11 protein-coding genes are annotated in these 11593 nt (G+C 36.9%); 3 read left to right on the top strand and 8 right to left on the bottom strand.

Annotation, left to right across the window (positions count from 1 at the left end):
* Window positions 1-403 precede the first annotated feature (403 nt).
* From ytkD to ACPYKA_RS13745, 8 genes are all read right to left on the bottom strand, one after another.
* Window positions 404-874 carry an RNA deprotection pyrophosphohydrolase gene (ytkD, locus tag ACPYKA_RS13780; protein ID WP_479542816.1) on the bottom strand — a complete coding sequence of 157 codons (471 nt, stop codon included), beginning with the start codon at window positions 872-874 and terminating at the stop codon, window positions 404-406.
* A gap of 92 nt (window positions 875-966) precedes the next feature.
* Window positions 967-1299, bottom strand: a complete 333-nt coding sequence (locus tag ACPYKA_RS13775) for a hydrolase (protein WP_479542815.1) — start codon at window positions 1297-1299, stop codon at window positions 967-969.
* Between the two features lie 154 nt (window positions 1300-1453).
* Window positions 1454-1642, bottom strand: coding sequence for a hypothetical protein (locus ACPYKA_RS13770; protein ID WP_479542814.1), 189 nt, complete (start codon window positions 1640-1642; stop codon window positions 1454-1456).
* Between the two features lie 372 nt (window positions 1643-2014).
* A complete protein-coding gene (locus ACPYKA_RS13765; protein ID WP_479542813.1) occupies window positions 2015-3457 on the bottom strand; it encodes an o-succinylbenzoate--CoA ligase in 1443 nt (480 codons plus the stop codon).
* A 458-nt stretch (window positions 3458-3915) separates the two neighbouring features.
* Window positions 3916-4734, bottom strand: coding sequence for a 1,4-dihydroxy-2-naphthoyl-CoA synthase (gene menB, locus ACPYKA_RS13760; RefSeq protein ID WP_479542812.1), 819 nt, complete (start codon window positions 4732-4734; stop codon window positions 3916-3918).
* 124 nt (window positions 4735-4858) lie between these two features.
* Entirely contained in the window at window positions 4859-5683 is an 825-nt protein-coding gene (menH, locus tag ACPYKA_RS13755; protein ID WP_479542811.1) for a 2-succinyl-6-hydroxy-2,4-cyclohexadiene-1-carboxylate synthase, read from the bottom strand.
* Window positions 5676-7415, bottom strand: a complete 1740-nt coding sequence (gene menD, locus ACPYKA_RS13750; protein ID WP_479542810.1) for a 2-succinyl-5-enolpyruvyl-6-hydroxy-3-cyclohexene-1-carboxylic-acid synthase — start codon at window positions 7413-7415, stop codon at window positions 5676-5678. Before menD ends, menH begins: the two co-directional genes overlap by 8 nt.
* A complete protein-coding gene (locus tag ACPYKA_RS13745) occupies window positions 7402-8805 on the bottom strand; it encodes an isochorismate synthase (RefSeq protein ID WP_479542809.1) in 1404 nt (467 codons plus the stop codon). The genes menD and ACPYKA_RS13745 overlap by 14 nt, the downstream gene beginning before the upstream one ends.
* 204 nt (window positions 8806-9009) lie before the next feature.
* On the opposite strand from ACPYKA_RS13745, the gene ACPYKA_RS13740 reads away from it, so the two are divergent.
* Genes ACPYKA_RS13740 through ACPYKA_RS13730 form a run of 3 tightly spaced genes read left to right on the top strand, consistent with a single transcriptional unit; the run spans window position 9010 to window position 11146 of the window.
* Complete coding sequence (locus tag ACPYKA_RS13740) at window positions 9010-9945, top strand: 1,4-dihydroxy-2-naphthoate polyprenyltransferase (protein ID WP_479542808.1); 936 nt, start codon at window positions 9010-9012, stop codon at window positions 9943-9945.
* 19 nt (window positions 9946-9964) lie between these two features.
* Window positions 9965-10342: a hotdog fold thioesterase gene (locus ACPYKA_RS13735; RefSeq protein ID WP_479542807.1), complete on the top strand. Its 378-nt coding sequence runs from the start codon at window positions 9965-9967 to the stop codon at window positions 10340-10342.
* A 30-nt stretch (window positions 10343-10372) separates the two neighbouring features.
* Complete coding sequence (locus ACPYKA_RS13730; RefSeq protein ID WP_479542806.1) at window positions 10373-11146, top strand: NRDE family protein; 774 nt, start codon at window positions 10373-10375, stop codon at window positions 11144-11146.
* Window positions 11147-11593 lie beyond the last annotated feature (447 nt).

Here is an 11593-nt window from a genome sequence, read left to right as displayed (position 1 = left end):
TGGCAAGCTTCCCTTGAACATCAATAATCACAAGCGCCGTATCGTTTACTTTTAACATATTATTCAACCCCTCATTTTATACATTATAGAGGATGTTCAAAAAGTCCGGTGAAAATGACACTGCATTAGGGGGAACTTCGACTAAATACCGACACGTCCTGTGTCGAACGTCGAAGTCACCACATCCTGTGGAAGCTCGTTGGCTTGTTTCTCCGCTCCTTGAAAAAGGAAAGCACTTTTTCTGCGTGCTAGAGCGTTTGCTCATGTATCTAAATGCATACATTCCGCTGCTCGAAACTGCACCGCCTCGAACTTCTTGGTCCTTTTTATCCTCCTTTTTGAACACGCACTTTAAACGTCATTCCGTATTAAATTTCATATCCTTTTGTACCGGATCCGGTTTCTAAAAATGTTTTTCCACATAACGAAGACATCGTGAAAGCACATCATCTTTCATCATAAAACTAAACCGCTTCTTTTCTTTAATGTTCTCAGGAATATCATCCAAGAGTACAGGCCCATGCGTTTCATAATATGTACGCTGCTCTTTTAATGTTTCGATTGGAGCAAAATACACATTTTTAATAATCGTTCCATTTCTCCCGGTTACAAAATACTGGGCAATATAATAAAGTTTATTTACTACTCCACCCGTCTCTTCCATTACTTCACGAACCGCGGCTTCCTCTGCAGTTTCGCCTTTTTCTACTTTTCCTCCTGGAAATTCCAGACCCCTACTGCGGTGCTCTGTCAGCAACCATTTATCTTTATATTTACAGATAATCCATACATGCTTAGGAGTTTTAGAAAAAGGCTGTTTTTGGAATGACAACTTCACTTCATTTTGATAATAATCTTTAAAAACATACTCCAAAACGACCAACTACCTTCAAATCCATTTCTACTTCTATTGTATAGTATTCACTTAAAAATAGAAATGAAAGTGTTACTATCTTATTACGATGTTTAGTTTTCAGTATCTATGGGCCGGTCTCCCAACATTCCTGTTTCTTCGATAAATGACCTCGTTGCGTCATCTCCAAGATCGTAAATCATTTGATAAGCCTCTCTCAAGTTCCGATCATACCTGTCGTTTGACGGATCATTATGGTACGGAACAATTGGTACATGCGCTCGCCAAAATGTATCATATTCTGCTACATCTGCTCCATCTAATTTTTTTCGTAGCAATAAAACTTCTTCATCAGTTGCTTCAATTGTAAACATATCATTGTTTTGATATTGAATTTGTGAAATCTCTTTTGATTGTAAATTAACATAATACTTCTTTTTTTCCATTCCAGCACCTCCTACTATTAATTTGTCACATAATACAAATTACATGCATCACAGAAGGTGCTCACGTTAAAATATTTAGGATGTAAGATTTTTTACTGGTACGGGAGTAAAAAATATAAGCGCTATATTTAAGCAAAAACACATTCATCTTTAATTAGTTCGAATTTTTATCATCATTTCGTTTATAAGGTTTTTGTAGCCATTCCCATAAAACATAAGCCAAATATGTGAAAATAGAAAGTCCAATATTATCTACCCACCGGATTTCGTCATTAAAGATTATTTGTTTAATTGTTAAAAAAGCAAAAAGCATTAGAGGTAATATAATATTATATTTAATCAAATAATCCCCTCCGATAAATGGTTTAATCGTCTTTCCGCTATGCAGGCTAGTTGTGATACTTCGGCCACGATATACCCGCCAACTGAAAAAGTTTTGTTACATAATGGAATTTAATGTGAATTAGGGCTATAAGAGGATGTTCAAAAAGTCCGGTAAAAATGACACTGCGTTAGGGGAACTTCGACTAAATACCGACACGTCCTGTGTCGAACGTCGAAGTCACCACATCCTGTGGAAGCTCGTTGGCTTGCTTCTCCGCTCCTTGAAAAGGAAAGCACTTTTTCTGCGTGCAAGAACATATGCTCATGTATCTAAATGCAGCAGGGAACTTTAGCCGACTTGGTTCTTTTTATCCTCCTTTTTGAACACGCATTATAACAGTTCCTTTAATTTATGACGCATTATTTTATTTGATGCATTTTTGGGTAATGAATCAACATAAAATATTTCCTTAGGTACTTTAAAAGACGCCAAATTGTTTTTTAAATGGTTCAGAATTTGATCAGCCGACGTCTTTTTATCATTCCGAACAACAAAAGCAACAGGGATTTCTCCCCAAAAATCATCTTCTTTTCCAATAACAGCGACCTCAACAATTCCGTCCAATTCTAAAATGACATTCTCAATTTCAGAAGGATAAATATTTTCCCCACCGGAAATGATTAAATCTGAACGACGATCAACAACAAATAAAAAACCATCTTTGTCTATAAAACCTAGATCACCTGTTTTAAACCAATCCTCGTGAAACGATTCTTCATTGGCTTTTTTATTATTCAAATAGCCGTTCATCACCATAGGACCCTTCACCCAAATTTCGCCTATGCCGTCCCTGTTCGGATTTTCAATTCTTAGGTCAGCTGGAAATAGCGCTTTACCGGAAGAACCTAATTTTACTTTTGCATCAGCAAGACTAATTGTAACTATCTGTGAGCTTGTCTCCGTCATACCGTATGTCTGAAATAATGGCATTTTCTTCTGCTCTACTTTTTTTAGTAAAGGTTCCGGTACAGAGCCGCCACCAAGCAGAATACAGCGAATATGACTTGGAAGGTCGTTTTCTCCAAGTTCATCAATCAGTTGCCGGAGCATTAATGACACAAGTGAGGCTATCGTAATCTTCTTTTCATTTAATACCTCATATAAATATGTTGCATTATATTTTCCCATTAAATAAATGGGCATCCCGTAAATAATACTTTTCATTAGAATTGAAAATCCACCGATATGAAACATTGGAAGAGTTAATAACCATTTATCTTTATCCGTTAATCCAAGATTTAACATCGAACTAACTGCACTCCACCAATGATTCCCATATGAATGAACAACTGTTTTTGGTAAACCGGTTGTTCCAGATGTAAACATCAATGTACAAGGTTTACTCAAATCAATTTGTTTTGCTAGATCCACCTTAGCCTCTGGTAGTAAGTTGATTTCGCTATATGTCTTTTGATTCGGATGATCCAAGTTTTTTTCACTTCGAAGCTCAGTTGTTGTAATAACTAATTCAACCTCAGCTTGTTTGATTTGATAAGTTAACTCTCTGTTAGAAAGTCTCGTATTCAACATAACCATTGGAGTTTGTAAATAGGTAAGCGCATGGATGGCAATGATCATCTCCAGTTGATTCGGCGATAATATTGCAATTTTTGCTTGCGGGGTAATAGGAAGTGAAGCAATTTTTCGAGCAAAACGCTCACTCTGCTCTTGAAGTTGTGAAAAAGTAAGCGACGTTTCATCTGTTTCAATTGCAATTTTGTTTGGAGAAAGCTCCGCTTGTTTTGTGAGCCAATGTGGCATAATTTGATTCATCGTAATGATACTCCTTGTTAAAGTTGATTATAGAAAGACCAAACTTGACTAAATGAGACTACTCAAATAACAAATGATTACAGGAAATGAGTATTGAATTAATACTATTTCAACAGTTGGATCATTAGTACATAGTTGATAAAAAAATGCAACAAAGCTAATATTCATTAAGTTATTAACGAAACTCTGTCAAGTCGCCGGTGATTTCCGCATACGTTCATCAAGATGTAGAGCTATTTCCCATAGTGTCGATCAATTTGCAACATGTGGAGTCATTTTCCGGATGCGCGTCGTTTCTAACATGCAGAGTCGTTCATCAACATCTTACGCCAATAATTTACGGAAATCATCTATAAAGTAAAGCAAAAAATCCGAACTAATACAACTGTGATTAATAGTTCGGATTTCTTTATGACTAAAACGCTTTTTTCCAGCTATGTTTGTTTCATCCTACTATTTTAAGGGAAACGTGGGAATTGATCGAAATCTGGTTTTCGTTTTTCTTTAAATGCATCTCTGCCCTCTTTGGCTTCATCAGTGGTGTAGTATAGAAGTGTTGCATCTCCACCCATCTGTTGAAGTCCTGCTAAACCGTCTGTATCTGCGTTGAACGATGCTTTTAGGAAACGAAGCGCGGTTGGTGATTTTTCTAAAATTTCTTCACACCATTGTAATGTTTCTTCTTCTAGTTTCTCTAAAGGAACAACGGTATTTACCATGCCCATTTCATAAGCTTCCGCTGCACTGTATTGACGGCATAAATACCAAATTTCACGTGCCCGTTTATGACCGACCATACGCGCTAAATAACCTGCACCATAACCTGCATCAAAACTACCCACTTTTGGTCCAGTTTGTCCAAATGTTGCGTTTTCTGAAGCGATCGTTAAATCACAAATGATGTGAAGTACATGTCCACCACCAATTGCGTACCCATTTACCATGGCAATGACTGGTTTGGGGATTGTACGGATTAGTCGTTGTAGATCAAGTACATTTAGACGAGGAATTTCATCGTCGCCGACGTAACCACCGTGACCGCGAACAGATTGATCTCCACCAGAGCAAAATGCTTTATCCCCAGCACCTGTTAAAACGATCACACCGATTGATGAATCATCGCGAGCATCTGCAAAAGCATCGATCATTTCATTTACTGTTAGTGGTGTAAATGCATTATGTTTTTCCGGTCTATTCATCGTAATCTTGGCAATCCCATTATATTTTTCAAAAATAATCTCTTTATACTCTCTAACTTTTTCCCAAGCTACTGTCATATTTCGCACCCTCTTTTATGTATATTTTTCTTCTATAAAGAAGACTGAGTTCGATAGATTTATAAGTCTCAGTATGAACTTAGTCGCCCTTACTTCGGAATTTAGCGACACTTCTCCCACGCACTTAAAGCGGAGAATTTAGTAACGCTGTGGAAATGAACTCCATTACTATTTTATCAAACTTTTCCACTTGTTCAACATGTACGGCATGTCCTGATTTTTCAACAATGATCATTTCGGCAACCGAAAGCAGAGTTTTCATTTCCTGATTAATTTTCACATATTTTTCATCTAGAGCTCCGGCAATCAGGAGTACGGGAATTGTTACTTCTTCTAACTTATCCCACCAAGACGGTTGGGTACCTGTTCCCATAAACAAAAGCGATTCCGCCAGTCCTTCCGGTAATTGAGCAAGTCGCTCATTTCGGATCTTCTCTTTGATTTGGGCTGATAAATATTTTTGTGTCGCAAATAACGGAATGTTTTCCCAATAATACGTGAAGCTTTCTACACCATTAACCATTATTTGTTCTGCTAGTAATGCATCCGCTTCTCGTCTTTTCCTTCGTTCATCCTCCGTTTTTAATCCTGGTGAAGTACTTTCTAAAATAAGCGATTGAACATATTCGGGATAATATAATGCAAATGATAAGGCAGCTCTACCTCCCATTGAATAACCGAGGAGATGAGTTTTTTTAATGTGTAATTGCTCAAGTAGCAATGTTAAATCTTCACAAAAACGCTCCATCGTTCGTGGAGATTTGACTTTTGTTTTCCCGTGACCTGGTAAATCAATTGTAATTACTTTAAATTTCCTAGACCATTTCTTAGAAAATGTCTCCCATGTATTACCTGTCCCTGTAAACCCATGCAGTAAAACGAGTGGTTCTCCTTCTCCACAAACGTTATAGTGATAGGTCGCATCTTTAATTGTAATTGAATTATTCATTATCCAATAACCTCTGCTCTAGTTTTTCCCATAACTCTCTATGCCAAACAACATTCTCGTTTCGAACCGTTTGAACCTCTATTACAGAAAGTCCCCCTTGTTTATAAGCTGATGCAAGTGATTCTTTGAGAGCTTGTTTTGTATGGACCAATTGATAATTCCCTTCATACATAGATATTGCCTTTTCAAACGAAATATCAAGCGGTGTACCAAATAGTGCTTCAAAATGCTTTTTTTCCTCCACTTGAGGAAGGAAGGAAAAGATTCCACCGCCGTTGTTATTAATCAATAAAATAGTTATATTAAGCTGATAGTGTTTTGCTGCGAATAAACTATTTAAATCGTGATAAAAACTAAGATCTCCTATTACTAACGTTACAGGCTGATTTGTCGACGCTGCAACTCCAAGTGCACTAGAAACCGTGCCATCTATACCGCTAACTCCGCGGTTTGCATGCACGATTACCTCTTTATCTGTCGGAAAGAAAAATGTGTCTACATCCCTTATCGGCATACTATTGCCAACAAAAACTCTACTCTTATCGGGAATAACACTCATAAGTTCTCGAACCGCTTCACCTTCTGTTAACTTTTCATTATGAGTCTGACTTAATGTAACAGTTGCTGTTTCCTCCATCTGTTGCCAATGATTAAGCCAATCCGATGTTGATTGTACTTGTTCGCTTAAGTTTACCAATTCCTTGCAAAAAGAACTACCATTTGCGAAGACAAATTCACTTGAATGGTTTGTCGGTTCTCTCATATCTTCATAGTCTTCAACTACAATTTGTAAAACATCTTCATGTTCTTGTAAGAAAAAGAGATACGTTTTTGATATTGGCATTGCTCCAAAACGAATAATATAGTCAGGTTTCAACTGATTTCGCAGCTGCTCAGATTTAAATATCGCATCATATGTTGAAATAATTGTCGCCTTTTCATGTGTGCCAGATCGTAATTGAGATAATGGATCTGCTAATATAGGAATCTTTAACCTGCTGCTTAATAAAGTAATTTGTTCGCCAAGTTCCTGATTGAATTGCGGTCCACAGACGATCATGCCTCTTTTTTTATCTTTAATTTTAGCATATAAAGATTTTAATTGGTTTTGCTCTAATTGTTTCGTTCCTTCATATGCAACGTTATAGCATGAGCCATTATTTTCCCCCCACAAATTATCAAGGGATAAGTCGGGTAAAAGTGGTTCTCTAAACGGAAAATTCAAATGAACCGGACCTGGATTGCCTTGTTCCGCTTTTCGGACTGCGCGTGCAGCCCTTCCTCTAACATAGCGTAACATTTGGTTCGTACTTTCTGGCGGTGCCATTTCGTGAAACTCTTTTACAAAATCTCCATACATATTCATTTGATTGATCGTTTGGTTCGCGCCAATTCCCCTTAATTCATGAGGGCGATCGGCAGTAAGGACTACTAACGGTATCCGCGCATAATAAGCTTCTACGATCGCTGGAAAATAGTTTGCAGCCGCTGTACCAGATGTACAAACGATGGCTACAGCTTTATTTGTCTCTTTGGCAATTCCTAATGCAAAATAAGCGGCTGAACGTTCATCAATTAATACGTGTTCGGTAATTTTCTCATGCTCACTAAATAAAATTGCAAGCGGAGTTGACCTGGAACCTGGTGAAATAACGACATGAGTAAGCCCGCTACAAACTAGTTCATCCACAAAATTAGCTATATAGCGTGTTAAATTTTCAGTATGATTCATCCGTATCCTCCAAAATTGTCAACATTGGTAAAAATTTCACATTTGTTTCCTCATATTCCATTTCTGGATCAGAATCTCGCATCACTCCACAACCTGCAAACAGCGACACTTCATCATTTTGCACAAGACCGGAACGAAGTGCAACCGCAAATTCACTATTCGCTTGACTGTCCAACCACCCTATCGGAGCACCGTACCAACCTCGGTCCAATAATTCATTCTCTCTAATAAAAGCTAATGCTTTATCTCTTGGAACACCGCCCAACGCAGGGGTAGGATGCAGTTTTTTAACGATATCAAAAACGGTGTATTCTTTTTTTAGCCGTGCCGTTACCGGTGTATATAAATGCTGCAAGTTTCTTAGCGGAAAAACAACCGGTTCATCAGGAATATTAATATTCTCGCAGTATTTTTCGATGCTTTTTTTAATCATCTGAACTACGTAATCATGTTCTTCCCTATTTTTCGGATCGTTGAATAATGCATGGGCAATTTTTTCATCTTCCGCAATTGTTTTACCTCTCGGGGAAGTCCCTGCTAAACAAGTCGATAACAGTTTTTCACCTTTCACTTGAACTAACCTCTCTGGTGTTGCTCCTAGAAAACAATTATCCCCATGCTCAAACGCAAATATATAACTGTTCGGCTGTGTTTCTTTTAATCTTCTTAACATAAGACCAATATTTGCTTGACGATTTAATGTCAAGCGCATTTCACGGGCTAGCACAATTTTTTTGACCTGTTCTTGTTTGATGTTTTGCACCGCTTGTTTGACCGTGTTCTTCCACTTCTCCGGCTCTATTTCTTGTTTTGCCAGTACTTTTTGTATTGATTCATGACTAACTGTAGAAGGATGTAATAACATTTCTTTAACTTTAGAAACATTATTCACAACTTGCTCTACAGCAGTATTTCCATCGACATATAGGTTTGCCGTCAAATAGTAATTGTCTTTGTCTTGTGTGAGAACATATTCAGGTATCGTTAATTGACTAGTTGGGAATTTATCCCACAATTTACTTTTCTGTCGTTTAGGATCAAATGACATTCCCCCGATCGACACTAACCCTGTCCCTAGGTCCTCGTAAGGATTATAAATAAGTGCATCTTTTCGGATGTTTTCCCATTGTTCTTCCAATCGTTGAAACCTGTTTTCGTGAGCAATTATTTTCTGCACACTTCCAACTCCAACCAATGTAAAATCATTCGAGCTATTTGTCCAAAAAATACGATCTTTATTTAGTTCCTTTGCAGTTTCAAATACAGACAATAAATCAACTGAATTTATTTTATTTGTCCAGCTAATTAATTGTTTTGTATTTGTTTTAGTTGCTTTTTTCACTGCATTATTTAAAAAGGATTGAAACGTCATTTCCTTTAATTCAATCATGTAAAAACCTCCAGTAAGCCGTAGCATTTAGGCTACTTCTCTATTTTATTCTCTTTTCCAATGATTCTCAAGGAAAGGCTATAGACATGTTCATCTCATAATGATGATAACTAGAGAGAATTTGTAAAATTGACATAAGACTACAAAATCCATACTATTAAATAGAGATTACAATTTAATACGATAACAGTTAAGGAGATAATAATGAGTCACGATAAAATGGATATAAAGGAAGCTTTAAATGAAAAAGGAGGATTTCAAGTATGGTGGCGATTGCTTCGACCCCATACATTAACCGCATCATTTATCCCCGTTTTCGTTGGAACGATGTTTGCTCTCATTCATGATAATGTTTTTCATATTGGACTTTTCCTAGCAATGTTAATTGCTTCTATATTAATCCAAGCAGCAACAAATATGTTTAACGAATATTATGATTATGTACGCGGTTTGGATACGGAAAAGTCTGTCGGTATTGGTGGGACGATTGTACGAGATGGTGTTGCACCAAAAACAGTACTGCGATTAGCATTTGCTTTTTTCGGGATTGCAATTCTTTTAGGTATATACATTTGTATGGAATCCAGTTGGTGGATTGCAGTAATCGGTGCTGCCTCTATGCTGATCGGCTATCTTTATACAGGTGGACCAATCCCGATTGCTTACACGCCATTTGGTGAACTTTTTTCCGGATTTCTTATGGGAACAGTTATTATTGCAATCAGTTATTATATTCAAACATTAATGGTAACAAAAGATATCATTTTCGTTTCTATTCCTGTAGCCATTTTTATTGGAGCTATTATGTTGTCTAACAATATTCGCGATTTAGATGGCGATAAAAAAAGTGGTCGAAAAACAATTGCTATTTTAATTGGTCGAAAAAATGCCATCATTTTTTTAGCAGCAATGTTCTTTGTCGCTTATGCAATTACAGCTAGTCTCATCTTAACAGGTATATTGCCTGTTTGGTCGTTAATTACTTTTCTTAGCCTCAAAAAAGCTGTTGATGTTATTAAAGGGTTTATTGGTAAAACAAAGCCGCTAGAAATGATGCCTGCCATGGTTGCAACTGGTAAAACAAACTCAATATATGGTTTCTTATTAGGTATTTCTTTAATTTTAGGCAAATTATTTTAACCTAAATGGGGGATAAAAAATGAATAATAAATTAATGGAAGCTTTAGGAATTGAGACAGTGCTATTAGATAAAGATAAAGTAGTGATGACGATGCCAGTGGATGAGCGAACCCATCAGCCAGCAGGTTTTTTGCACGGCGGAGCAAGTGTTCTACTAGCAGAAACAGTTGCTAGTATAGGTGGTTTCTTGAATATTGATCAAGAAAAAGAAGCCGTATTCGGAATGGAAATTAACGCAAACCATATACGCAGCAAGCAAAAAGGATCGGTTATTGCAACTGCTACCCCACTTCATATTGGCAGAACAACAATGGTGTGGGATGTTAAAATAAAAGATGAAAATGATAAGTTAATTTGTGTTTCCCGTTGCACACTTGGAGTGGTGAAGAAAAGATAAAAGCAATCGTTCAAGAAGGAAGGGATCGTCATGTGTATTATCAGTTTCCATTTCCAAGACCATCACAACTATAAATTAATTGTTGCAGCAAACAGGGATGAGCTTTACGAACGCCCAACAAAAGCAGCCCATTTTTGGGAAGATAAACCGAATATTTTAGCAGGACGAGATCTAAGAGCATTCGGGACATGGCTTGGAATTACAAAGGATGGAAAATTTGCAGCACTCACAAATTATCGAGATCCAAAAAGCGAAACAATAGATAAAAAATCACGTGGAAAAATTATTACTTCTTTTCTTACAAGTACTAAAAAAGCTCCTGAATTTCTTAAAGCGCTTGATAAAAATAGTGATCAATATAATGGGTTTAATGTGTTGGTCGGAACACCTGATGAACTTTATTATTACGGAAACAGACAAAACAAAATAGTTAAAGTGGATCCAGGAACTCATTCAATTAGTAATCACTTAATGAATACACCTTGGCCAAAAGTAAGTAGAGCACGAACAAATTTGCAAAAATATGTGCAAAACAGTGAAATTATTGATATAGAAGAAATATTTTTCCAATTACATGATCGGAAAATCGCTGAAGATGACTTATTGCCTGAAACGGGGGTTGGTTTAGAGCTTGAAAGACAGTTGTCACCAGTCTTTATTAAAACTGAACATTATGGTACAAGAGCCTCAACCGTTCTACTCGTTACGAAAAATAATCATGTCACATTTATTGAACGGACTTATAACAATGGTTCTTTCAAAAAAGAAAATAAGTTTAATTTTAAAATAGAAACATCCCGTTGAACGATTGATTGCATCGTTTAACGGGATGTTTTTTACTGTTATAACTTATTTAATAGTAGCTGCGTCTAGCTGCAGCGTTAAAGCCGTAACGCAACTTCCTTCACCTTCGTACGTCGCTCAGAACGTGATAGTAGAATATTTACGATGGTACGAACTTTTTACGCAGTCCTGCATGTTGCGACAAATCTTTATAGTGGGACGAACGAAAGTGCAAATGCTCTTCGATGGACAAGTAAGCGGAGTCCCATTCCCAACGTCGCACTCTTAGCCTAAAAGCCCCTTTCGTCTTGCCTTAACTAGCAACTTTTATTCGTTTTTGTTCAATCCATTGTCTTAATTTTATAAATACAGGTACAAATAACATACTAACAATAAGCCCTTTTACAAAATTAAATGGCAATACACCACCAACTACTGACCCCCATTTAATTGTATCATTCATTTCCC

The sequence above is a fragment of the Pseudogracilibacillus amylolyticus (SeqCode) genome (assembly GCF_051918545.1).
In the GTDB taxonomy this organism is placed as follows: domain Bacteria; phylum Bacillota; class Bacilli; order Bacillales; family Amphibacillaceae; genus Pseudogracilibacillus.
The sequence above is the reverse complement of the archived record's forward strand: the minus strand, read 5'-3'. Positions and strand labels throughout refer to the sequence as shown.

Excerpts from the sequence above, each read along its gene's own strand:
- ACPYKA_RS13775 (WP_479542815.1), bottom strand. The coding sequence starts at position 1,299 with ATGGAAAAAAAGAAGTATTATGTTAATTTACAATCAAAAGAGATTTCA.
- ACPYKA_RS13765 (WP_479542813.1), bottom strand. The coding sequence starts at position 3,457 with ATGAATCAAATTATGCCACATTGGCTCACAAAACAAGCGGAGCTTTCT.
- menB (WP_479542812.1), bottom strand. The coding sequence starts at position 4,734 with ATGACAGTAGCTTGGGAAAAAGTTAGAGAGTATAAAGAGATTATTTTT.
- menH (WP_479542811.1), bottom strand. The coding sequence starts at position 5,683 with ATGAATAATTCAATTACAATTAAAGATGCGACCTATCACTATAACGTT.
- menD (WP_479542810.1), bottom strand. The coding sequence starts at position 7,415 with ATGAATCATACTGAAAATTTAACACGCTATATAGCTAATTTTGTGGAT.
- ACPYKA_RS13745 (WP_479542809.1), bottom strand. The coding sequence starts at position 8,805 with ATGATTGAATTAAAGGAAATGACGTTTCAATCCTTTTTAAATAATGCA.
- ACPYKA_RS13740 (WP_479542808.1), top strand. The coding sequence starts at position 9,010 with ATGAGTCACGATAAAATGGATATAAAGGAAGCTTTAAATGAAAAAGGA.
- ACPYKA_RS13735 (WP_479542807.1), top strand. The coding sequence starts at position 9,965 with ATGAATAATAAATTAATGGAAGCTTTAGGAATTGAGACAGTGCTATTA.
- ACPYKA_RS13730 (WP_479542806.1), top strand. The coding sequence starts at position 10,373 with ATGTGTATTATCAGTTTCCATTTCCAAGACCATCACAACTATAAATTA.